At 68.4% G+C, this 23935-nt stretch carries 19 protein-coding genes; all 19 read right to left on the bottom strand.

Translation table 11 applies throughout. From position 1 onward, the window contains the following. Nucleotides 1–101: 101 nt before the first annotated feature. A complete protein-coding gene (locus OG568_RS59325) occupies nucleotides 102–1562 on the bottom strand; it encodes an FAD-dependent oxidoreductase (protein WP_329538217.1) in 1461 nt (486 codons plus the stop codon). Continuing rightward, nucleotides 1559–1963 carry a hypothetical protein gene (locus tag OG568_RS59330; protein ID WP_329538218.1) on the bottom strand — a complete coding sequence of 135 codons (405 nt, stop codon included), beginning with the start codon at nucleotides 1961–1963 and terminating at the stop codon, nucleotides 1559–1561. The genes OG568_RS59325 and OG568_RS59330 overlap by 4 nt, the downstream gene beginning before the upstream one ends. Further along, the gene (locus OG568_RS59335; protein WP_329538219.1) at nucleotides 1960–2961 is read right to left on the bottom strand and encodes an ABC transporter ATP-binding protein; all 1002 of its coding nucleotides are present in this window, start codon (nucleotides 2959–2961) and stop codon (nucleotides 1960–1962) included. Before OG568_RS59335 ends, OG568_RS59330 begins: the two co-directional genes overlap by 4 nt. Then, entirely contained in the window at nucleotides 2958–4700 is a 1743-nt protein-coding gene (locus OG568_RS59340; protein WP_329538220.1) for a dipeptide/oligopeptide/nickel ABC transporter permease/ATP-binding protein, read from the bottom strand. Before OG568_RS59340 ends, OG568_RS59335 begins: the two co-directional genes overlap by 4 nt. Further along, a complete protein-coding gene (locus OG568_RS59345; protein WP_329538323.1) occupies nucleotides 4697–5638 on the bottom strand; it encodes an ABC transporter permease in 942 nt (313 codons plus the stop codon). Before OG568_RS59345 ends, OG568_RS59340 begins: the two co-directional genes overlap by 4 nt. Nucleotides 5639–5640: 2 nt before the next feature. Then, a complete protein-coding gene (locus OG568_RS59350; protein ID WP_329538221.1) occupies nucleotides 5641–7029 on the bottom strand; it encodes an ABC transporter substrate-binding protein in 1389 nt (462 codons plus the stop codon). A 464-nt stretch (nucleotides 7030–7493) separates the two neighbouring features. Beyond that, complete coding sequence (fdxA, locus tag OG568_RS59355; protein ID WP_329538222.1) at nucleotides 7494–7814, bottom strand: ferredoxin; 321 nt, start codon at nucleotides 7812–7814, stop codon at nucleotides 7494–7496. After that, the gene (locus OG568_RS59360; protein WP_329538223.1) at nucleotides 7811–8905 is read right to left on the bottom strand and encodes a 2-oxoacid:ferredoxin oxidoreductase subunit beta; all 1095 of its coding nucleotides are present in this window, start codon (nucleotides 8903–8905) and stop codon (nucleotides 7811–7813) included. The genes fdxA and OG568_RS59360 overlap by 4 nt, the downstream gene beginning before the upstream one ends. Beyond that, entirely contained in the window at nucleotides 8902–10785 is a 1884-nt protein-coding gene (locus OG568_RS59365) for a 2-oxoacid:acceptor oxidoreductase subunit alpha (RefSeq protein ID WP_329538224.1), read from the bottom strand. Before OG568_RS59365 ends, OG568_RS59360 begins: the two co-directional genes overlap by 4 nt. A 426-nt stretch (nucleotides 10786–11211) precedes the next feature. Then, nucleotides 11212–11934 (bottom strand): nuclear transport factor 2 family protein, encoded by a 723-nt coding sequence (locus OG568_RS59370; RefSeq protein WP_329538225.1) that lies wholly within the window; start codon nucleotides 11932–11934, stop codon nucleotides 11212–11214. 26 nt (nucleotides 11935–11960) lie between these two features. Beyond that, nucleotides 11961–12638, bottom strand: coding sequence for a nuclear transport factor 2 family protein (locus tag OG568_RS59375; RefSeq protein ID WP_329538226.1), 678 nt, complete (start codon nucleotides 12636–12638; stop codon nucleotides 11961–11963). 11 nt (nucleotides 12639–12649) lie between these two features. Next, nucleotides 12650–13381, bottom strand: a complete 732-nt coding sequence (locus tag OG568_RS59380) for a nuclear transport factor 2 family protein (RefSeq protein ID WP_329538227.1) — start codon at nucleotides 13379–13381, stop codon at nucleotides 12650–12652. 1 nt (nucleotide 13382) lies between these two features. Then, entirely contained in the window at nucleotides 13383–14081 is a 699-nt protein-coding gene (locus tag OG568_RS59385; protein WP_329538228.1) for a nuclear transport factor 2 family protein, read from the bottom strand. 1843 nt (nucleotides 14082–15924) lie between these two features. Further along, nucleotides 15925–16695: an SDR family NAD(P)-dependent oxidoreductase gene (locus tag OG568_RS59390; RefSeq protein ID WP_329538324.1), complete on the bottom strand. Its 771-nt coding sequence runs from the start codon at nucleotides 16693–16695 to the stop codon at nucleotides 15925–15927. A 317-nt stretch (nucleotides 16696–17012) separates the two neighbouring features. Further along, nucleotides 17013–18187, bottom strand: a protein-coding gene (locus tag OG568_RS59395; protein WP_266421100.1) for an IS3 family transposase whose coding sequence is annotated in 2 segments (ribosomal slippage) — nucleotides 17013–17920 and nucleotides 17920–18187 — 1176 coding nt in all. Because the reading frame shifts where the segments join, the coding sequence is not laid out codon by codon here. A gap of 53 nt (nucleotides 18188–18240) precedes the next feature. Then, the gene (locus tag OG568_RS59400; RefSeq protein ID WP_329536218.1) at nucleotides 18241–19356 is read right to left on the bottom strand and encodes a hypothetical protein; all 1116 of its coding nucleotides are present in this window, start codon (nucleotides 19354–19356) and stop codon (nucleotides 18241–18243) included. Between the two features lie 29 nt (nucleotides 19357–19385). After that, nucleotides 19386–20042 (bottom strand): TnsA-like heteromeric transposase endonuclease subunit, encoded by a 657-nt coding sequence (locus OG568_RS59405; protein WP_329536219.1) that lies wholly within the window; start codon nucleotides 20040–20042, stop codon nucleotides 19386–19388. 231 nt (nucleotides 20043–20273) lie between these two features. Next, a complete protein-coding gene (locus OG568_RS59410) occupies nucleotides 20274–22928 on the bottom strand; it encodes a DEAD/DEAH box helicase (RefSeq protein WP_329536220.1) in 2655 nt (884 codons plus the stop codon). After that, nucleotides 22925–23488, bottom strand: a complete 564-nt coding sequence (locus OG568_RS59415) for a hypothetical protein (protein ID WP_329536221.1) — start codon at nucleotides 23486–23488, stop codon at nucleotides 22925–22927. Before OG568_RS59415 ends, OG568_RS59410 begins: the two co-directional genes overlap by 4 nt. Nucleotides 23489–23935: the final 447 nt, after the last annotated feature.

The raw sequence follows: 23935 nt of genomic DNA on the forward strand, positions 1-23935 counted from the left end.
TCAGGGGGGAGGCGGATCAACGCCGGCGAAGAGTTCTACCGGCCCTGGAGGCCACGAACTTGAACCGGGATCTACGAAGAAGTAGACAGGTCTGCTCCCCGTCACCCCGTGGCGGCGTGAATCCCGGCGATACGACCCGAACTGATCGCCCAGGACAGCGGAGTGCCGAACCGGTGCTCGTCCAAGCCGATCCAGCCGCCGACGACCGAGCCGGCCCCGTACAGTCCGGGGATGGGGCGGGATTGCGGGTCGAGCACCCGCAGGTTCTGGTCGATGCGCAGCGGCCCGGCGGTGTCGATCATGAGTGGCCGGAACCGCAGTGCGTAGAACGGCGGCTTGCGCAGCGGGACCAGGTGCTCGGGGGCTTTTGCCCACAGCGCGTCACGCCCGGCGTCGCAATAGCCGTTGTATTCCTGCACGGTGGCGCTCAGCACCTCCGGGTCGGCACCGATCCAGCGCGCGATCTCCGACCAGTCATCGGCCGAGACGCACCACTCCTTGTTGGCCGGATCGGCCAGAGTGTCACGCAGCGTGGTGCGGTAGCCCCCGGCGATCCAGGTGCCCGGATCTTCCTCGCCGGGACGCGCCTCTCCGGCGAACGGGTCCGGCTGGTCGATGACGTACTGCACCAAGTCGTCGTCGAACAGTGCGAACCCTGCCATGCCGGGCTGGACGATCAGCGCGTTGGTGGTGGCGTTGACCCTGCCGCTCGATTCGTCGAGGAACCGGTCGCCGTGTGCGTTCACCCACAGGCAACGAGGCTCCATGCCCGCGCGGTTCGGCTTGTTCTTCTTGGTCTTGAAGCTGTAGCAGTTCTCCTTGATGAGGAACGAACGGCCGCCTGTGTCGGCCCCGACCGCGCCGGCGAGGGCGATTCCGTCACCGGCCAATCGCTTGGTGTCGGTCCAGTAGACGTCCTCGTCGTAGACACCGGGGAATTTCTCGTGCAGCAGGTCGACGTTTCCGGTGAAGCCCCCGGTGGCGAGCACGACCCGCGGGGTCTCGATCGTGATCCTGCCGTCCTTGGTGTCGGCCACCACCGCGCTCACCCCGATCTCCGGCGAGCCGATGATCTCGGCCGCTGCGGCCCTGGTGAGAATCTGGCCGCCCTTGGCGGTGAAGCGCTGGCTGAGCTCCTCCATCACCCGCTGGAAGCTGCCAGGGTGGTTGGACCATCCGCTGGGCTCCACGCCCAGGTCGACTCCCGTCATGGGCCGGTAGCCGATACCGCGGTCCTCCAGCCAGTTCACCGTCTCGTCGGCCTCGTCCACCCACAGCCGGACAAGCCGGGGATCCACGCCGTCGTAATGGTGGTACGCCATCGTGTCCCGGAAGACGGCGTCGGGCGAGTTCCCGAGGCCGGCCTCACGCTGGGACCTGCTCTGCACCGAGAACAGGAACCCGCCGGACATACCGGCGTTGCCGCCCACGAGCGGGCGCTTTTCCAGCACCACGACCCGTTCCAGACCATGCTCCTGTGCGGTGATCGCTGCCGGCAGGCCGGCACCACCGGCCCCGATCACCACCAGGTCCGCCGTCAGTGCGCCGCTGAGCTCGCTCACTGGTCCTCACTCTCGTTGTTGACCACGCGCTCCACGCGCGCGGGCTTGTCGGGGTAGCTGGTCGACTCATAGAAGCTGTCGTACGGTTTCGGCGGCTCGGGTTGCAGTGCGGGCGCCACGCTCACTGCGTAGGACTGACTGAAGGTCACCTCGCGATCCGGACGGTGCACACCCGGCGCCGTCTCGCCGAGTTTCAGGAAATGGCCCAGGCGATCGATCGACGACTCGACCCGGTTCTCGGCCTCGAAGGTGATGCCCGGCGTCACCTTCACCCAGGACTCCTCGATCTCACGGGCGGTCATGCCCGCGGAATGCGGGTACGCCACGCGGCTCATCGGCTTGGTGACGGCCAGGATGTCCGCCAACCGCTGGACGCGGCGTTCCATGGTCATATCGCTCATGCGGTCGCTCCCTCAGGTGTGGGGGTGTCAGCCGTGAAGAGGTGGCAGGCGACCGACCGACCGTCGACGAGGGTGACGGCCGGACGCTGGATCCGGCACGTTGACGTGGCGTGCGGGCAGCGTGGTGCGAAGGGACAGCCTTGTGGTGCGGTTCCTGTCCCCTCACCGCCGGCGACCGGATCGGCCTGCTGGCGGGCTGCCCGCCGTTTGCGTTGGCGGAGCGGGTCGGCCACGGGAGAGCTGGCGATCAACGCCTGGGTGTAGGGGTGCAACGGCCGGCACAGGACGTCCTGTGTGGTTCCGGTCTCCATGACGCGCCCGCGGTAGAGCACAACCACTCGTTGGGCGATGGCTGCGACCACCGCGAGGTTGTGCGCGATGAACAACATCGCTGTCCCCCGCTCGCGGCTGAGGTCGCTCATCAGGTCGAGCATCCGTGCCTGGGTGATCACGTCGAGGGCGCTGGTCGGTTCGTCGCAGATGACAAGCGCCGGGTCGGTGGAGATCGCCCTGGCGATGGCGATGCGCTGACGCTGGCCGCCGGAGAACGCGCTCGGGTAGCGGTCGATCGCGTCGGCGGGCAGGCCGACCCGGTTCAGCAGTTCCCCGATCCGCGTTCGGGCGTCCGCGGCACTGAACTTGCCGTGGACTTCGAGGGGTTCACTCAGCGTCCTGCCGATGGTGCGTGCCGGATTGAGCGAGGCGTAGGGGTCCTGGAAGACGACCTGGAGCCCGGTGGACAGATCCCGCCGTTCGGCGGCCCGCTGGTGGGTGATGTCCTGGCCGCCCAGGTGGATGGTGCCCCGCGCCGGGGCCATCAGGCCGAGAATCGCCCTGCCCACCGTCGACTTGCCCGAGCCCGACTCGCCCACCAGGCCCACGATTTCCCCGTGGCCGACCGTGAGGCTCACGTCGTCGACCGCCTTGGTGGGACTGGAGCGCCACCCGCTCCTGTACTCCACACCGAGATCCTTGACGTCCAGCAGGGGTGTACTCATCCCCAGCTCCTTTCCTGGCCTGCCTCGACCGGAAGCCGGGGTGTTGCCGCGACCAGCGTGCGGGTGTATTCCTGGGCGGGCGACAGCAGCACCGCCTCCGTGGTGCCCTCCTCGATCAGACGTCCGTCCGACATGACCGCGACCCGGTCGCAGATGTCGGCGACCACACCCAGATCGTGTGTGACCAACAGAAGCGTCAGTGAGGACTCCTCCCGCAGGTGCAGCAGGAGATCGATGATTTCTGCCTGGACGGTGACGTCGAGCGCCGCGGTGGGTTCGTCGGCGACCAGGACGTCGGGCTCGCCGCTGAGGGCGAGCGCGATCGCCACGCGCTGTGCGATGCCCCCGGAGAGCTGGTGCGGATAGCGGCCGGCGACCGCGGCCGGATCGGGCATGCCGACGCGGGCCAGCAGATCCAGCGCGATCTGCCGGGCCTCCCGCCGACGGACGCGCCGATGCAGGCAGATCATCTCGTCCAGTTGCGAGCCGACGGTGAAGGACGGGTCGAGCGCGGCCATGGGCTCCTGGGCGACAAGGCCGATCCGGGATCCGCGGACCTTGCGCAGTTGCGCCTCGTTCAGTCGGAGCAGGTCCTCACCCTGGAGCAGCACGCGGCCGGAGGTGACCCGCCCGGGCTGTGACACCAGCCCGAGGATGGACAGCGCGGTCGTTGTCTTTCCGGATCCGGACTCGCCGACCAGGCCGAACACCTCTCCGCGCTGCAGCTGGAAGCTGACGTCCCGGACCACGGCTCGCTCGCTGCCGTCCTGTCCCGGGTAGCACACGTGAAGCCGATCGACCGTCAGCACCGCGTCCGACGCCGACGCCGACGCCGGCCCGGGCGGGGCCACCCCGTCCGCGGGCACATCCGGCACCGGCCGTCGCGGGTCAGGCAGTTGCGAGGGACGCCGGTGTCCGCTCACCGCCTCCAGCAGGGCGTTGCCGACCAGATTGAGGGCCAGCACGGTCGCGGTCAGGGCGAAGCCGACCGGCACCATCAGCCACGGGTGCTGATCCAGGTTGTTTGCGGCGTCCAGGGTCATCTGACCCCAGCTCGGGGTCTCCGGTGAAAAGCCGAGGCCGAGGAAGGACAGGGAGGTGAGAAACAGGAACGTGCCGCTGTACTGCACGACCGCCTGGGCGATGAGGGGACCGGTGACGTTGGGCAGGATGTGCCGGGCCAGGATCCGCGGACGTGACAGCCGGGAGACCAGCGCGGCGTCGACGTACGGCAGTTCGCGTGCGGCGGCCGTTGAGGTGCGCACCACCCGGAAGACGGCGCCGCTGGTCAACACACCGAAGGAGATGGCCATCACGATCAGGTTGTTGTCGGTCACCGCGGCGATGGCCAGCACCACCACCAGACCCGGCAGCGCGAACAGGATGTCGACGACGAAGGTGGAGGCGGTGTCGACCCACCCCGACAGATAGCCCGCGAGCAGCCCGCCGGGTACGGCGAGCAGCAAGGAGACACCCACCGGGATGAGCGCGGTCAGCAGCAGTCCGCCTCCGCCGTGCAGCAGCCGCGAGAAGATGTCGCGACCGAGCTCGTCCGAGCCCAGCCAGTGCCGCGCGCCGGGCCCGCTGAAGCTGTTGGACAGGTCCTGCTCCAGTGGGTCGATGGGCGCGAGCACCGATGCCATCGCGCACGCCACACTGATCCCGATCAGCCAGATAAGGCTCACCCAGACCGCCGGGCGGGCGAGCGCCCTGCGCAGGGCTGTGATGGACGAGGTCATGAGAACCGGATCCTTGGGTTGAGGGCCGCGGCCACCACATCGGACAGCAGGTTGACGGCGACGATGATGAGGCTGAACGCCAACACCGCGCCCTGCACGATCGGAAGATCATGCTGGCGGATCGCGCTGAGCATCAGCGTGCCCACGCCGGGCAGGTTGAAGATCGCCTCGATCACCATGACCCCGCCGAGCGCGAACACGAATCCGAGACTGGCCACGGTCGCCACCGGGCCGCTGGCGTTGCGCAGCACGTGCCTGCACACGATCCTTCTGCGGGACAGCCCATTGGCCGCAAGCGTGCGAACGTAGTCGCGTGAGAGCTGCTCGACAACGCCCACGCGCGTCTGGAACGCCACCGGTCCCACCCCCGCCAGCCCCACGGCGACCATCGGCAGGATCAGATGCGACAGCCATTGCCCCGGTGAGACGGTGAAAGCCACGTACCCGGTGGCTGGAAGCACCGGAAGCCGGATGGCGAAGACGAACACGAGCAGGCCCGCGAGCCAGAAGCTCGGAACCGCCATGCCGATGCTGGCCCCCCACATGACCGCACGGTCCACCAGGCCGCCCCGCACGGCCGCGACCGTCCCGAGGGTGACGCCGATCAGAAGAGTGAACACCGTGGCGAGCAGGGCGACCGACACCGTTACCGGCACCGCGCTGCCCAGGGAGGCGGCCACCTTCTGATTCGACACCAGCGACACGCCCAGGTCGCCGTGGAACAGGCCGCCGAGCCAGTCGCCGTACTGGACGAGTGCCGGCCGGTCCAGCCCCATCGAGGACCTGAGCCGGGCCACCTCGTCCGCCGTGGCACCCGAACCGAGCAGGAACGACGCCGGGTCCCCAGGAACGAGCTGAACCAGCAGAAACGTCAACGTAGCGACGATCGCCATGATGGGCACCACAGACGCCAGCCGCCGCAAGCACAGTCGGAGCATGGTCACTCAGCTCCGACCGGCCGCAGGTGGTACAGCATCGGTGCACCGGCCCTGGCGGGCTCGACCACCTTGACGACTTGCGGGTTGTAGGCGTGCAACTGGCTGCTCAGCGCCGGGATCACGTACCACGCCTGCTCCGCGGCGTACTCGGCCAGCTGTGCATACAACTGCTTCTGCTCGGCTCCACTGGCTGCCACGGCCTTGGCCAGCATGGCACTCACCTTCGGGTTGCTGTTGCCGAGCGGGTTCATCGAGGAACTCTTCGTCATCGTGAAGGTGAAGTCGCTGTAGGGGAGCCCGGTCACCGACAGGAGACCCGTGGCCATCGCCCACTTGCCGGAGTTGACCTGCTGCACGAAGTCGTCACCGTGGTTGCTGAGCTGCACGTCGATGCCGACCTTGCGGAGATAGCCGGCGAGAGCCTGGGCCATCTGGTCCCACTGCGGGTTGTTCAGCACCTTGACCGAGAACCCGTTCGGGTAGCCGGCCTGGCGCAGGAGCCGCTTGGCCTTGGCGACGTCGTAGGTGTAGTAGCTGTCGATGTTCCGGCTGTAGCCGAGGCTGTCCGGGCCGAACGGCGTCGAGGCGTTGGTGACCCCTTGACCGTCGAGCACTGACTTGAGGATCGCATTTCTGTCGACCGCGTAGTTCATGGCCTGCCGGACGCGCGCATCACCCAGCGGCTTGCTGATCTCGCCGGAGGTGTCGAAGATCGTGAAGCCGAAGAAGGCGGATGCGGAGCCCTGGGCGATCTTCCACCCGTTGATTTCCGTTCCCGCCGACACGATCGTGTAGTCGAGCTGGCCGCTGCGCGCCGCGTTGTTGGATGCGGTGGGGTCGGTGATCAACTGCACCACCAGCTTGTCGAAGCGCGACCACTTGGCCGCCGCCCAGTAGCTCTTGTTCCGGGTGAACGCGTAGGTCTTGTTCGTCGTCGTGCCGCTCTTGTCGAGGACGTAGGGACCGGACCCGACCGGTGTGTCGGCGAGCGTCTTGGGGTTCTTGAGCGCGGTGGGACTCAGCATCCAGCCGGCCTGCTGGGAGAACCCGTAGGGCAGGTCGGGCTGGGGAGCCCTCAGGTTGAAGCGCACCTTGCTCTTGGACACCACGTCGACCGACTGGATGTATGAGAGGTAGGGCTGCGCCGCCACGTTCGACGGGGTGGCCGACTTGGCGTACTCGATATTGGCCTTGACAGCCGCCGCGTCGAAGCTCGTGCCATCGGTGAAGACCACATCGGTACGCAGCTCCATCACCAAGGTCGTGGCGTCGCTATAATCCCATGAGGTGGCGAGCCACGGGACCACGGTGCCGTCGGCGTCGATATGGGTGAGCGTGTCGTACGTTGCGGCTGCCACGTACTGGCTCAGCTGCGTCTTCCATGGGTCCATCGAGTTTCCGGTCGGAAACGCGGACATCGTGAAGGTCTTCTGTCCGGACTTCGCCGTGCCCGATCCGGCACAGCCGGTGGCGGCCACCAGGACGGATGACCCGATAAGTGACAACGCTGTACGCCTCAACACCCTGTACTCCTCAACGTCGACGCTGACTGAATGAGATATGTGGTGGCCTCGAATTCAACACTCCGTGCGACACGGTGAGAACACACCCGCATCGGCTTCGTATTGATGGCTGCCATTCATGGAGACGATGGGCAGCGACCGTTCGACCTCCGGGAAAAACCATCACGCGAGAATCCCGGACCTCCGTAGGTCACCCCGCCTTCTAATTGATGTGCTTACCGGTCCGTCTCTCCGTTTCCCGAGCGAGCAGCCCAAGGGAATTGATCATGAATTGATCGCCTAATGTGATGCCCGTGCTTCTGGATTCTCGGAGAAACGGGATTCACTGACGGTCAATGGGCGGCCGCTGGAAACTCGGCGACGAGCGGAGCGTCCGCCGATATCGGACCGGCCGCGGAGGCGCCTCCGGGGGAGCCGAGGGCAGTGAAGAAGGCCTCGCCGGCGTCGGTGAAGGCCGCCCACTCCGGCGGCACGTCCTCGGCATAGAAGATCGCCTCGACCGGGCACACTGGTTCGCAGGCGCCGCAGTCGACGCATTCGTCCGGGTGGATGTAGAGCATGCGCTCACCCTCGTAGATGCAATCTACGGGGCATTCCTCCACGCACGCCCGGTCCTTCACGTCCACGCAGGGTTGTGCGATGACGTACGTCATGGGGCATTCCTCCGATTCGGTTCCACGGTCCAGGCATCGCGGCCTCGCAGCAGGTCCCGCAGAGTGCCGCCGCCTCCGCTCCTAACTGCCTGCTGCCGTACCAGGTCGTCGTAAGTGGGTCGCTGAGCCGCCCGGAATACCCCGACGGGCACGACCGGGCCGTGGTCTCCGCTGTCCAGCCGGGACAGGGCGAACGCCTGCGTGGGGTCGCCGGCCGCAGCGTCGTGCACGACCAAAGCGTCCTCGCCCGTCTCGGCGACCGGGGCCACACGCAGTCCGCCGGTGCGGAGGTCGCGCGTGACGCCGTACTCTCCCGCGGCCCCGAAGCGCACCGGCTCCCCGTCGCGGAGTGGGATGACCCGTTGGACGCGCTCCCCGGGATCCTTCACAGCCTCGAAGGCGCCGTCGTTGAAGACCGGGCAGTTCTGGTAGATCTCGACCAAGGCCGTCCCTCTGTGCTCGGCCGCCGCACTTAGCACCTCGGTGAGCTGAGCGCGGTCGGAGTCCAGGGCTCGGGCCACGAAGGTCGCCTCCGCGCCGAGCGCGAGCGAGACCGGGTTGAAAGGGTGGTCAACCGAGCCCAGTGGGGTCGACTTGGTGACCTTCCCGGGTTCCGAGGTGGGAGAGTACTGACCCTTGGTCAGTCCGTAGATCCGGTTGTTGAAGAGCAGGATCTTCAGGTTGACGTTGCGCCGCAGGGCGTGGATGAGGTGGTTTCCCCCGATGGACAGCGCGTCACCGTCACCGGTGACCACCCAAACACTGAGATCCGGGCGGGTGACGGCGAGGCCGGTGGCGAGTGTGGGGGCGCGTCCGTGCACGGAGTGGATTCCGTAGGTGTCGAGGTAATACGGGAAGCGGGACGAGCAACCGATGCCCGAGATGAAGACGATGTTCTCCCGGCGCAGTCCGAGATCGGGCAGGAAGGACTGGACCGCAGCCAGGACGGCATAGTCCCCGCAGCCGGGGCACCACCGGACTTCCTGGTCCGAACGGTAGTCCTTGGCTGACTGCGGCCCGTCGGCCAGGGGCACGCCGTCCAGACCGTGCATGCCGGGCATGCCGGGCATGCCGAGCTCCTTCGTGGTCATGCCGATTCTCCTTTGATCACGGATACGAAGACATCGGCGAGCTCCTCGGCTCCGAAGGGCTGGCCGGTGACCTTCGAACGGCTGACCACGTCCACTCCGTACGCGGCGCGCAGGAGCCCGGCGAGTTGGCCGAGGTTCATCTCGGGCACCACCACCTGCCGGTAGGCACGCAGAACCGCGCCGAGATTGCCCGGGAAGGGCCGCAGATGCCGCAGATGGGTCTGGGCCACGGGCAGTCCGCGGGCCCTCACCCGGCGGCAGGCCGCACCGATCGGCCCGTATGTCGAACCCCAGCCGAGCACCAGCACGTCCGCCCGCCCGTCGGGGTCCTCGACCTCGACGTCGGGCACATCTATGCCGTCGACCTTCGCCTGACGCAGGTGGACCATGCGCTCGTGGTTGGCCGAGTCGTAGGAGATCGTTCCCGGACCGTCGGACTTCTCCAGGCCGCCGATGCGATGCTCCAGTCCTGGCGTGCCCGGGATCGCCCACGGTCGGGCGAGGGTGGTCTGATCGCGCAGATACGGCCAGAACGCCTCCGAACCGTCCGGGGCGTTGGGCCCGGTCGCGAATTCCACGCGCAGGTCCGGCAGATCGTCGGGCTCCGGGATCAGCCACGGTTCGGAGCCGTTCGCCAGCGCTCCGTCCGACAGGAGCAGGACCGGGGTGCGGTAGGTGAGCGAGATCCGGGCCGCCTCCAGGGCGGCGTCGAAGCAGTCACCGGGCGAGCGCGGAGCGATGACCGGCAGCGGGGCCTCACCATTGCGGCCGTGCATGGCCTGCAACAGGTCGGACTGCTCGGTCTTGGTGGGCAGCCCCGTGGACGGGCCGCCGCGCTGGACGTCGATCACGATCAGCGGCAGCTCGGTCATCACCGCCAGACCGAGGATCTCGCTCTTCAGGGCGAGACCCGGCCCGGAGGTGGAGGTGACCCCTAGCGCCCCGCCGAAGGCCGCGCCGAGGGCGGCGCCGATCCCGGCGATCTCGTCCTCCGCCTGGAGGGTGAGGACGCCGAACTCCTTGTGGCGGGCGAGTTCGTGGAGGATGTCGGAGGCGGGGGTGATCGGGTAGCTGCCGAGCAGCACGGGAAGGCCCGCGCGCTGCCCGGCAGCAGTCAGTCCGATGGCGAGCGCGGTGTTGCCGGTGATCTGCCGATACGTGCCGGGCGGCAGATTGGCGGGGGCGATCTCGTACGTGGTGGCGAACGCCTCCGTGGTCTCGCCGTAGTTCCAGCCCGTCCGGAAGGCGGTGACGTTGGCCTCGGCCACCTCCGGGCGGTCGGCGAACTTCCGTCGCAGGAAGGTCTCCGTGCCGGCGGTGGGGCGGCCGTACATCCAGGCGATCAGGCCGAGGGCGAACATGTTCTTCGCCCGCTCCGCGTCCTTGCGGGACAAGCCGCTGTCGGCGAGCGCGGCACGCGTCAGGCTGCTCATGGGCACCTGGTGGACGACGTGCCCGCTCAGGGTTGCATCCTCCAGCGGTGACGTCGCATAGTTCGCGCGCTGCAGGTTGCGGCGGGTGAACTCGTCGGTGTTGACGATCACGGTCGCGCCCGGCGGCAGGTCGGCGGCGTTGGCCTTGAGGGCCGCCGGGTTCATCGCGACGAGCACGTCGGGGCGGTCGCCGGGGGTGAGGATGTCGTAGTCGGCGAAGTGCACCTGGAACGAGGAGACACCCGGCACCGTGCCCTGAGGGGCGCGGATCTCGGCAGGGAAGTCCGGGCGGGTCGCCAGGTCGTTGCCGAATGCGGCGCTGTCAGCGGACAGTCGGTCACCCGCGAGTTGCATGCCGTCACCGGAGTCGCCGGCGAAGCGGATGACAACGCGCTCCAAGGGCACGGGCGGCCGCGGGACGGTTTCGGAGGTGATGCGCGAGGTCATAGCTGTCCTCCTGGCCCGCTGCAGGCGAGCGGGGCACGCCGGTTCCGCGTAGCAAGCAGATGGGACACGAAAGCCCTCCAGGGCTCGGGAACAGGGGGCAGGACGGAATGCCGTCCTGTGGACGGCCGTCCAAGACGCAGCGTCCGGGGCGGCGGGCGGTCAGCAGGCGCCGGACACCTCATCGAAGGTGCGATGTGGGTCCCGCGGCGCCGGCTCGTTGAAGCAGAACCGGTCAGGCGTGCAACCACCGGCGTGCCGGTGGCGGACCGGCCCGCGTTCGTCGGGGATTCCGACGACATTCGGGCGCCAGACCCTCCACTTCCCGTTTTGCGAAATGAGGTCGGTTGAAGTCGCAGGAATTCCGGATGAGGCATGGCTACATCTCAGTTCGTTGTCAATCGGTTGGTGCCGGCGCCTGGCGTGCTGTCAGTAGCTGAAGGTCTCGCTGAAGGTCTGGTAGGGCTCGGGCATACGCGGCAGGTCCTGCGGCAGCTGGGTGTGGCTGTAGACCTTGTAGGTCTCTTCCTCGATGTCCGGGCGCGGCATTTCGACCGGGGGGCCGCCGACGCCCATCGGCGCGTCAGCGGTCAGGTCCGCCCAGCTCTCGCCGACCGGCGTGAAGAAGTCCGTGTAGACGTGCATGTGCCAGATCTTCCAGACGCCGTTCTCGCGGACGAAGTCGACGCCGTACCTCTCCCAGATCCAGTGCGCGACGGGCCTGTGGTCGGGCGGCATGATCTCGGTGACCTGGCCCGGGGAGTACCACATGCCCTTGGCCGTCTTCCCGTCGTCGGCGATCTCGATGATCGACGTGGTCAGCGGGTGCATGATCAGAGTTCCGGCGCCCAGGTTGTCGTCCGAGTCGTCAAGCTCGGGGTAGTGCTGGCGGAGCAGCTTGAGGTTGGCCCGCTGCATCAAGCGACACAACTCGCCGTAGTAGTAGTTGATGGACTCGTATCCGACGAAGTAGCCCTGGTTCTGCGCGAAGGTGGGATCCGGGGTCTCCTTGACCCAGATCGCCTCCAGCTCCTCGGCGTTCTTGCCGAGCCCGTGGTAGTAGGCGTGCCGGCTCATCACGTTCTGGACCTCGTGGATGTCCAGGACCTTCTGGAGCTTCTGCTCGGTGGTCGGTTCCGCGGTGTCGCTCATGTACGGCTCCTCGTCGAGGCGAAGGGTCAGGCGGGCTGATCGGTGTAGGACCAGGTCTCGTCGAACGTCCGGTACGGCACGGGCGGGACCGGCGCCATCTCCTGGGCCGTGTCGACCTGGTAGGGCTGATTGAAGGTGACCGGACGCGACGGGGGCGTCATGCCCTCCATGAGCTGCCCGGGTTCGGGGAAGTAGGGCGGCCGGTGGACCGAGGACTCGACCCAGTCCTGGTCGTAGGGGGTACGGAAGGTGGTGTAGATGTGGAAGTGCCAGAACTTCCACGCGCCGCCCTCCTTGACGAAGTCGATGCCGTAGCGGCCCCACGACCAGTGGGCGATGGGCGGGCCGTCCGGCCTGGGGAAGGTCTCGTGTCCGGGTGAGATCCACACGCCCTTGGCGGTCAGGCCGTCCTCGGCGATCTCGATCACGGGGGTGGTAGCGGCGTGCTCGGTCATGAGCCCCGGCATCTCCGGCGGGGCGCCGTCGACGTAGCAGCCCTTGACGGTCTCCGCGCCCTCGAAGACGCCCCAGTCCTCGGGCTCGAAGGTCAGTCCGGGTGCGTCCTTGGCGAAGAGCTTCTCGAACTCCTCGCCGTTGCGCCCCGCGGCGTGCAGGTACTCGTGCATGCCCATGAGGTTGTTGATTTCGTGGATGTCCTCCAGGCGTCGCAGTCGCCTGTCGAAGTCGTCCTGGTCCTGTGCCATGTGGCGGTCCTTTACAGGGGCGGGAGGTCGTCGAGGGTGCGGTACGGCTCCGGGGGGACGGGGTCGTACGTCGCCATGCGGGTGACGGAGTAGTCGTTGAGGGTGGCGGTGGGCGGCCGGTCGGACGTCGTGGTCAGCGGTGGCGGCGCCTGCTCGCGCAGCGAGCTCTCGACCCAGCTGACGCCGTAGGCGGTACGGAAGCGCGGCACGACCCGCAGACGCAGGATCCGCCAGGCGCCGTCCTCCCCGTCCTCCTCGTAGACGAAGTCGACGGCGTAGTGCACCCACGCCCAGCCGGCCTCGGGCCCTCCCGCGTCGGGGTTGAAGCCCGTCTGCGCGGCCATCACCATCCACACGCCGCGGGCCGAGCCGCCGTCCTCGGCGACCTGGATGACCGGGGTCGTGAACGCGCTCTCCAGCAGCATCCCCGCGCGGTCATCCTGGATGTCCAGCTCCGGGTACTGGGCTCGCATGCCCTTCCCGTTGCGGCGGGCCATCTCCAGCAGCGGCCCGACCAGCGCGGCGCGGGCGCCGTCCAGCCCCTCGTACACGCCCCAGTCGGCCAGCTCGACCGACACGCCGGGGGTATGGCGGGCGAAGGTGTCGATGAGGTCGTCGTAGTGGCCGGCCGCGTTGAAGAAGGCGTGGCGGCCGATGAGGTTGTGGATCTCGTGCACTGCCCTGATCCGGTGCAGTCGCTGTGCCCTGGTCAGGGTCGTCGGGGTTCCGGTCGACGTCGTCACCTCAAGCCTCCTTCGGCGGGTCGGTGTAGCGGGTGGTCTCCTGCCAGGTCCCGTACGGTTCGGGCGGCGGGGGCTGCAGGGCGGGGACCGCGCCGAGCGTGTACGGCTGGTTGAAGGTCACCGCCCGGTCCACCACCGGCATGCCGGGAACGACCTCTCCCTCTTTCGGGAAATGGGCGGGGCGGTTGACCGATGAGTCGACCCAGTCCTGGTCGTACGGCGTGCGGAAGGTGGTGTAGACGTGCAGGTGCCAGATCCGCCAGACGCCGCCCTCCTTGAGGAAGTCGACGCCGTAGCGGCCCCATGACCAGTGGGCGGCGGGAAGGCTGTCCGGCAGCGGGAAGGTCTCGTGCCCCGGGGAGATCCAAACCCCTTTCGCGGTCAGGCCGTCACCGGCCACCTCGATGACGGGCGTCGTCAGGGCGTGCTCGATGAGCAGGCCAGGGGTGCCGGCGGGGAAGGGGTTCTTCTCCACGTAGGCGTTCCAGATGTGGTCCCAGCCGTCCCACACACCCCAGTCCTCGGCCTCGAAGGAGACGCCGGGGGCGTCCGTCGCCCAGCACTCCAGGAGTTCGCGGTCGTTGAGGCCGGCCGAGTGCAGGTACGCGCGTCGGCCCATGAGGTTGTGAATCGCCTGGACGTCCTCCAGTCGCTGGAGTTGCCTCTCCAGATCGGGTGTGACGGTGTCGTGGTCGTCCAACTCTGCTCATCCCTTGTGGTCGGAGGTCGTGGTCGGAACCGTCGTGGTCGCAGCTGTGGTGGTGGGAAGTGAGCGCCCTGGGGAGGCGGGCGCACAGCACTGCTCGGGACGGGTGTTGATGGGTATCGCGGGGCAGCTCGCCGACGGCTTGTCACCAGCCCGGTCACCGGTGCCGCCCCAGCCCCGCTCACCGGCGGGAAACAGCCGGAACACGTGTCTCGGCGGATGCGCGGGTGCCGCGAATCGTCGCCGGAGAAGGCGGTGCCGGGGTGACGGCGGTGAACGGTGCGGTGATGCCGTGTCAGGCGTGACGCACGAAGCCGCGGAGCGGCCCCGGGCGGGATCCGTTTCTCAGCAACGTACGGGCGCTGGGCGCCGCGTGGGCCGGGCGGCACGGCCGGCCCGTGTGCATCACCGTGGAAGCCTTCTTGCAGCCAGTCGGCGTGGGCATCGAGCCGCCGAGAGCGCTCATGGACGGTCCCGTGTCATGGCGGCGACCGTGGGGCAAGGAAACGGGCCGCCGCATGCCATCGGACCGGACCGGCACGCACCCCACAGCGAGCATGCCGCCGCAGCGGCCCAGCTCGGACGTGATGGTGGTCATGCGGTGTTCCTTCAGCTCTGGGGACCCCGCTCACGGAACCGGCAGCGAGGCCGGTGCGAGCGGGGCGGCATAGGCGGCTCCGGGGTCCTCACAATAGCGAGCGCCGTGCGTGGCCGGAAGCGATCGGAAATCGCGTCGCAACATGGATGGCATGCGACATGAATATGTGCCGTACGACCCCTTGTGCGACCTGCGGGAATGGGGCAGGACCGCACTCATGACCCGACCCCGTGGCGACTCTGCGTCGGCTTCGAGGTGAGTCCGCGCGACGGCACTCAGCCGGATCTCCTGATCCTCTACCCTGTCGACAAACACGTTGACCGCCCGCAAGCCGTGTGGCAAGCGGTATCACAGCAGCCCTCCGACACGACTCCGGCATGGCGCGCGGAACTCATTGTCAACGTGGCGCGTAAGCGCCGCTCGCCTACCCGGGGAACGAGGCGTCGGGCACGTGTGCGCACGGTGCCGCGACCGGCTGCCCTGACTGCTGCGCAAGCCTTTCGCGGTCGGTGCTGCCAGGCGGGCACCGCCCTGCGTGCCGCGCTCGCCGAACCGGCGGGGAACGCGGCAGCCGACCGTCAGGATGTGCTGTGCCTGCGGCTGTCGCACACCACTGGCGACGGGCTGGTGGAGGCGACTCGTTGCACCGCAACATGTACGAACCGTTCGGCGAGTTCGGGCGCTTCGCGTCGCCCCGGACGGGCGCACTGCCAGTGAGGCGGCACCGGGTGCCTGGCGACCATGGCCTCGATCGGTGCCGTGCTCGCGACCTACGGCGCCGTCCCTTCGCTCCTGACGGCGCGGACAGTGTCGACACGCGGCGTGCGGCCCGCTGCGGTCGGTCGGCACCCGGACTGGTTCGTGCTCACCCGGTGTGCAACGCGGCCGGTACCAGCGTGATCGTGGTCGGCGGGGGGCCGACCTGGCCGCTGACCTGACCCGGCTCAAGGGTCGGGTCGGCTTCGATGCCCGCCGGTACAGCGCCGCCCCCAGCCCCTGCTCCCCGCAAAGAGCAACGGCGACCGGCAGTTCCTTGCCAACGTTCTGGCGCGCGTCAGCCTGCCAGCCACCCTACGAAGATGGTTCGCCGAAGCCGTCACGCCTGTCTGCGCCGCGCGTGCCGCCCGCCGAATTCCTTGGTGAGGGCGGCGATCAGCGAATCCCGTGCGCGCTGATCGCGGCCGTTGACTCCGGCGTGATCAGCGCGCACTCGCGGCGTTCGACGGGGCATGCCGCCGGTCAGCCGGCCATCGCGCTGTCGCCGCCGTCGACCATGAGGTTGGCGCCGTTGATGAACGCCGCCTCGTCGGAGCAGAGGAAGGCTGCGACCCTCGCGATGTCCTCCGGCTGTCCCACCCGACCCACCGGGATACGCGCCTCCAGTTGAGCCTTCGGCCCGTTCGGGTCATCGAGGAAGGGCGCGGTCGCGGAGGTGTGGATCATGCCGGGTGCGACGGTGTTGACGCGGATGTGGTGCGGGGCGCCGGCCGCGCACAGGTGCTTGCTCATCGCCAACACCCCGCCCTTGGCGGCACCGTGCGGCACCATCGGCATGAACGGAGCGCCGCGCACGGCGGCGACCGACGCGACGTTGAGGACGGCACCGCCGCCCCGGGCGATCAGGTGCGGCCAGGCCGCCTGCGTACAGAAGTAGGGGATGTCGAGCTCGTTCTTGATGGTGAAGTACCAGTCCTCGGCGGGCATCGTCTCGAACGGCCCGTTCCGCAGCGCGGAGGCATTGTTGTAAAGGATGTCGATACCGCCGAAGGCCGCTATGCCGGCCTCGATCCACTCCCGGGCACCGTCCTCGGTCGACAGGTCGACGGGGGCGAGAGACTTCATTACTCCCTCGGCCTTCTCCACCAGTTCAAGCGTTTCCGCCGCAGCATCGGCATCGATGTCACAGCCGAATACGGATGCCCCTTCCGCGGCAAATACCTGGGCAGCAGCCCGCCCAATTCCGGCCCCTGTTCCGCTGATGAAGGCGATTTTTCCGGACAGTCGACCCATGATTGCCAGATCCCTTGTTCCATGCCGCCGGAGTGCGGTACTCGAAGCGTAGGTACGCTGCATTGGCGAGAACAAGGATCCGTGCCGTCGAGGGACATCGCCCCTTCAGATGGCTGGTATGACCGCGGCAGCCGTCCCGCCGTCTGGGCCGCAACCCCTCTGCCTCAACGAACAGGCCCACAACTGGAGACGGAAGAACAGCAATTTCGTGCGTGCACCGCCGCTACCCGCTCTCCCTCCAAGAACGACATGTCATGTCTGCACAGGATAGAGTTCCGGCGGCACGGGCCTTCACCCTTGATCGTGGACACCGGTTGTTATGCGGCGGTGGTCAGCGTAGTTGATCGCTGTTCGTAGTTGATCGGGCTCTGCTGACCGAGGGCTGAGTGCCGTCGCCAGGTGTTGTAGCGGGTGACCCAGCGGAAGACCGCAAGGCGGGCGGCGCGAGCTCCGGGCCAGCGTTTCGCGCCCTTGAGAGTCTCCCTTTTCATGCTGGCGTTGAACGACTCCGCGGCGGCGTTGTCCGCGCTGGTGCCGACGGCCCCGCGTGATCGGATCACGCCGAGGTCCTTGCAGACCTGGGCGAACTCCTTGGAGGCGTACTGGGCTCCGTTGTCGCTGTGGAAGATCGCTCCGCGCAGGTTCCCTCCCCGCGCGCCGGCGGCGGCCTTGAGGGCGTCGGTGACCAGTTCGGTCCGCATGTGGTCGGCGATCGACCAGCCCACCAGACGCTTGGAGTGCAGGTCCAACACCGTTGCCAGATAAAGAAATTGGCCGTCGCCGACCGGGAGGTAGGTTATGTCGCCGACGTACTTCTTGTTCGGCCCAGAGGCGGTGAAGTCCCGCTGGATCAGGTCCGGCACCGGGATGGCGTCGGCTGCGGGGACCGTGGTGCGGACCTTCTTGCGCAGGTGCAGCCCGACGATGCCGAACTTCCGCATGACGCGTTCCACCCGCTTGTGATTGATCCGCAGCCCGGCGCCCTGGAGCTCGGCGGTGACGCGCGGAGCCCCGTAGGTGCCGTCGGACTCGGTGTGGATCGACGTGATCCGCCCGGCAAGTTCGGCGTCCGCACGCGCCCGCCCGGCCCGCGCATCCAAGCCGGCCAGGTGCCGGTAAAACCCGGAACGGGAGAGCCCCAGGATCCGGCACAGCCGCTTCACGCCGAAGGCGTCATGGTGGTCGGCAACGAACTGGAAACGGCTCACCAGCTGGTCTCGCCCGCAAAATACTTCGCGGCCCTCCGCAGGATCTCGCGTTCCAGCTCGAGCTCCTTCACCTGGGCCCGCAGCCGCTTGTTCTCCTTCTCCAACTCGCTGGCCTCCACCGCGCCGGGCACGGCGGCCTGCTCGGCATCCCGCACCCAGGTGCGGAGCGTCTCGTGGTTCACCCCAAGATCCTTGGCCACCGACGCGTACGTCCGGCCCGGGCTGGAGCGGTACAACGCGACGGCATCGGCCCGGAACTCAGGCGAGTACTTCGACGTCCCCAACGGGAACTCCTGTCCTTCGGATCTTCACGATCCAATGATCAGGGTGTCCACGGTCAAGGGGTAACGCCCGAGACGAACACCTTGCCCTGGTCGACCACGACGGTCTGCGGGGTGATCACCGGCCGCGCCGCGGCCCCTTCCAACCGGGCGTCCACGCTCAGCAGCCGCTCGTAGGGAATCACCGACGCTTCCATCGCCAGCGCCTCGGGCCAGCCGGGCCGCATTGGCGCCGGCACCATCATCTGCGCCAGCAACTGTGTCGCATCGACACTGCGGGTTCCCTTCGGGCGCAGCACGGCCGCGCAGATGGTGCGGGTGGCCACATCCAGCGCGATGGTCAGCTCGGGACGTTCCACGACCCCGTCGTCCAGTACCACGAAGGCATCCAGCAGGGTGCTGTCCATCATCACCAGCTCCCCCGGCATCATCACCGTCGTCGGCACGAACGGGGGAGCCGGCCGGGCCGAACGCCACCGGCGCTCCCGCGCACTGCCCAGCAGTCGCCGCCCGTCGGCGAGGGCGTGCACCAGCCGGTTGAACGTCGCGCTCGAGGGCAGCGGTACCACCCCTTCCCCGTACCGCTCGGCCAGCAGCCGCTCGGTGTACACCCGCAGCCGCCCCAGCGTCCCGCTGGAGCGCTCCCGCCCGGCCTCCAGCACCTCCTGCATGGCAGCCACCACCCGCTCATCCGCACGCCCCAGCGCCGTCCGCGGCCGTGAGGCCCGGTGGTCCACCAGACCCCACACCCCCTCCCGGCGGTAACGGGCCCGCATCCGCCGTACCGTGACCGCGCTGGTCGGCATCCCCGCCGCCGAAAGCTCGGCCGCCTTCGCCTCCTCCCGCTGCGCCAACGTCCGCGCCTGCGGGTCGTACTCCGCCCGCGGCGGGCCCGCCGCGCTGCATCCACCCGGCCGCCCCGTTTCCACCTCCTGCACATGCCGCTCCCACGCCAGCGCCCGCTCCCGCACTGCATCGGGCAACGACTCCAGCAGACCCAGCGGCGGCACCCTGGACACCCCTGGCGCATCCAGGACTTCGAACCCCGCATCGGCGAACAGCAGCGCCGCTACTTCACCGTCCTCGGCAGCCAGCCGTACCTGACCGCCAGTAATGGCCGCCACCGTCCAGGTACGCCCCTCGAACCGCACCCGGCACCCCAGCTCCACCACCGGCCCGCCATGCACCCCGCTGCTTGCCCTCACTTTGCCGCCTGCGCCCACACCAGCGTCCGCTCATGCATCGCCGCACCGAGTTCCGCCGTAAGCCGTCCCGCCCACAAGGCATGGAACAGCGAGGGAAGCACCAGCATCGGGTCCCCGATCCCGCGTACGCCCTCCCGCAGCGGCGCCGGCTCGGCGAACGCCTCCTGCAGCGCGGCGGCCAGCTGCGGTCCACCGTGGTTCCGCGGATGCCGGTACCCGGCCAGCCAGGCCACGTTGCGGCGGTACACCGGGTCGACTGGCCCGAGCACCCAGTAGCGCCAGCCCGCCGCCGCACAGATCTCTCCTACCACCGCCGCGAGGGAGCGCTGACGCTGCGAAAGCTCAGGCCTGGCCGTGCAGTCGGCCAGCACCCCCTGGCCATCGGCCAGCCGGAGCATGAGCTGAGGAGCATGCGCACGCACCCCACCCGGCTCACGCCACCGCAGTTCCAGCGGCCGGGCGGCCAGGCCGCCCACGCGCGGGTCACGGTCGAGCAGCATCACGTGCAGCCGCATCGCTGCGGACCCGTAGTGCACCAGCCGTCCGGTGGTGGCCGACCACCACCATCCCGGCGCCAGCCGCTTGCCTTTGCGGACTGGGAACGGCTTCAGCGACGGACAGCGTTCGAAGACCACCTCGGAGGCGGCCGCCAACCACCTGGAACACTCCGCTGTCCTGCCCACAGCCTGGAACAGCACATCCACCGACTCGACATCGGGCCACCCCGCCCTCGCTCCGTCCCACCCCGCACCGTGCACACAGAACTAAACGGCTTATCGGCCCATCCGGTATCGGGCGTAACGTGGCCGATCAACAAAAGCTGCCAGAGCACCAGGCTCCCAGCCGGTGCTGTCAGACGCCCCAAACCGCGGACGAACCGTCATCTACACCTGGGGCTCTGCAGCCCAGGCGTAGCCCAGCTCGGCGAGGGCGGCCCGTTGTTCCGCATCAAGCCGGTCACGCCTGGCCTTCTGATTGCTCAGAAACACACCCAGCTTGATCATCGTGCCGTCCGGAAGCTCTTCAACATGTGCTCTTCCCACGACGGTTCTTCCTTCGCGAGTGATGTACTGCGCGAGGGCGGTTAGGCCGAGTTGGAAGGCTGCTGACGCCTTCGCCGCGCCCTTGGCGGCCGGGCCCGATGTGGGCCGTTCGGCGGGCATCATGCCTAGCGCGGACAGTCTCCGCTGCTGCTCCTGCGACAGCTCTGCCCAGGAACTCGCCTGCCGCTGGATCCACCGCCCCAGGTCGTCGCCCTCGAACAGCACGCCCGGCTCGATGGCGGGCAGGGCCCCGCCGGGCTCGTCCGCGGCGAGGTCGGCGAGGACGCGGTAGTGGCGTTGCCAGTCGAGCGGCCACGGGCAGTCCCAGTCGGGGTCGATGGCGGTCAGCTGCGCGGCCCGCGCCGCGGCGCGCTCGGGATCCTTCCCGAGGCCGCTTTTGCGGCGGAGGTTGGCGATGTGCTGGCCGACGGGTACGAGGCCTTCGGTGTCGCTCTCGCCCCACACGGCGTCCTGCCTCGGGGCGAGATGGCCGTGAGCGCGGTGGTAGCTGCGCAGCGCGGCGAGTTTGTTTTCCCAGGCTTCGTCGCCGGGTTCCCACACCATGCCGGCCTCTTCGGCGTCGAGGAGTTCTTTGCGGTGGTCGTCGAGTTCGCCGGCGCGGAGGGCTTTCCGCTGTTGGTGGATCCAGCGTCCCAGTGGAAAGGATTTTGTGACGCCGACTTCGGTCTGGGTGTCGTAGGGAACGGCGTGCAGGCCGGTGATGTGGTGTTTCTTCCGCCAGCGGAGGAGGGCTTGGTAGCCCTCGAGCCAGACCAGTGATTCGGGCCGGTACACCCGTGTGCGTAGGAAGGCGGCGATGGTCGCCGCGTCGCGGGGGGCGGAGAAGTGCAGCAGTGCGGACTCCACCGCGCCCTGGGTGTCGTCCTGCTCCTGGTCCTTGCTGCCTGTCCCGCCGGCGCTGATGATCTGCCCGTCCTCGTCACGGATGAGGTGGTGCAGCTTGGTCCGCGGCTGCCTGGTCAGTGCCCGCGAGGCGAGCTGCTCGACGAGGCGTTCCGAGTGTGAGCGCAGGCCCTGGAGGACGGCTACAAGAGGGCGGAACGAGGAGGACGCGACCATGTCGTCGGGGTCCTCGCCGGGTTCCAGGAAGACGGGCACGATGATGCGGGCCACCTTGGTCGTGCCGTCCGGGTTCGGCCGCAGAGCGCGGCCGATGTTCTGGACGATCTCGACCTGGGAGCCGCGGGTGTCGGCGAAGCAGATGGCCTCGACTCCCCGCTCGCCGACGATGTCGACGCCTTCACCGAGAACGCGAACGCTGGCGAGGAAGGCGCGGTGTACTCGCCGGCCCGCCGCGTCGATGCCGCCTGCGAACTGCCGTAGCACCTCGCGCCGTTCGGCGACGAGGTGGTCGCCGCACAGCCACGCCGACCATACCCGGTCCGGGGGTACGTGGCGGCCGGCCTCGAGTTCGTAGAGCTCCGCGTCGATCGACGACTTCGGCAGCGCGTCTGCGTCGGCCAGGGCCTTGTCGGACGTCTCGGTCACGTACAGCTCTGCGGCCGTCTCCGGTAGTTTCTCCGCGAACGCGGCGGCCTCCTCCACCCGCTGGTGGAACGTCATGACCGTACGCAGGTTGTGGCGTGCGGCGTGCTCGAGGAGGGCGGTCTGCAGCAGTGCCAGGCGCCGGCCCCGCAGCGCCTCCTCCGACAGCCCCCGCACGGGAGAGGGGTCGCGGATCTCCAGCACGTCGATCTCGAAGCCGGCGAGGATGCTCCGCTCGATCGCCTCGGACAGCCCGAGCTCGTAGATCCACTCGCCGTACGTCCCGTCCGGGTCGCTGGCCATGGAGGCGATCTCCAACTCCTGGCCGTCCGCGCCCTTCTGCGGGCGGGGGGAGGCGAGGATGCGCGGGGTGGCGGTGAGGTAGAGCCGGAAGTCTGCGGGGATCCGGGTGTTGTCGTGGATGGCTGCCCAGGGCCGGCCGGTGTCCCCGGCGAGTCCGTGGGCTTCGTCCAGGACGGCGAGGTCGAAGCCGTCCATCGACTGTCCGTACAACCGCTCCCCGCCCGCCAGGGCGGCCTCCAGCGGCCCGCGCACCTTCCGCTGGCCCATCGGTGCGTCGATGTCCTCACGGTCCACGAGGGAGGCGTACGTGGCGAACACGACCACCGGCCCGTTCCCCGCCCACAGGGCGAGCTGGATTGCGTTCGTGGTCGTACGGACCCCGAGCTGCTCCAGGACGTCGTCCTTTTCCAGCGAGCACACGGCGACCATGGGCGAGTTGTGGCCGACCCGGCGCCACGCCTGCGCGGTCTGCACCAGAAGATCCAGGGTGGGGACCATGACGAGGACCCGCCCGCCCCGGAAGCATTCCAGCGCGGCCGTAGCGGCAGTGATCGTCTTCCCGGAGCCGGTGGCGGACACAACCGTGGCGCGCGATTCCTCCGAGGGAATAGATGGTCTTGCAGGGAATCCCACCCACTTGCGGATACGCGTATTCGCGTCCATCTGGTGTTCTCGAAGCTGGATCACAGCAATTCTCCGGGTTCGGGAAGGACCTGCTCGACCGAGGCAATCCGGTATGTGCCCTGCTGGTAGAGGCGGCCCGGCCGTCCATAGACGGTCCAGGCCCGGTGGGCGGCTTCACTGAGGGAAGAGGCCATCATGTGGACGGTGAGCCGTGGTTCGCCTCCGCCCGGAGGGTCGGCCCGCTGGGCGACGATCCGGTAGACCCGATGACGCAGCATCTCGGCCGGTGCCCCGCCGTGTTGCTCTGCAGCGGCCACGTCAAGGGCCACACGCTGCATCCGCTGCTCCTCACGACGGCCTACACGCGGATCCTGCCCCGGTACGTAGACAGGCATCTGCTGCTCCGTCATCACGTGGGCGATCCGCTCCCATTCAACGCGCTCCCACATGGCGATCAGCAGCTCACTCAAGTTGAGGATCTCTGCCGGTCCTTCGCGTGCACGTTCCTCGCGCTCCCGGGAGAGCCACGCATGCGTGTGCACCTGGCCGAGGACGAGCCCGGCGGCCTTTCTCGTCACACCGAGCCGGGCTATTTCAGCCGGAAGATATTCGTAGACCGACATGAGCCCGGCTCCCCTCGCTGCCAGAGTGTGTCTCTTGTTTCCACCAACTCTACATGCTGCATCACATCGATGATGTGTTACACGGAAACCAGAACACGAACGAGCGACCCACCACCCCGGTAGCCAGCCCAGCCCGCGGCAGCGGGCTAACGGCCCGTAAGGCGCAGCCTGAAGAGCCGCCAGGGCGGGGGAGCGCAGCGGACCCGCCCCAGGAGTGCGAAGCACTCCCCAACTCCCATACGGAAACGCGAATAGTCGCACCTGGCACACCGTCAATCTCGGGCAGCGCGCAGCGCGGCCCGCCGGACGCGAAGCGGCCGGCCTCCCTCAACTCCCGAAGCGAAGCGGAGGGAGTTACCCCGGCGAAGCCGGGCGCGGTGAGCGAAGCGAACCGCCGGCACTCGCGAAGCGGGTGCCTTCGCTTGCACATCGCGCAGCGATGTGGTA

The organism is Streptomyces sp. NBC_01450 (assembly GCF_036227505.1).
Lineage (GTDB): Bacteria > Actinomycetota > Actinomycetes > Streptomycetales > Streptomycetaceae > Streptomyces.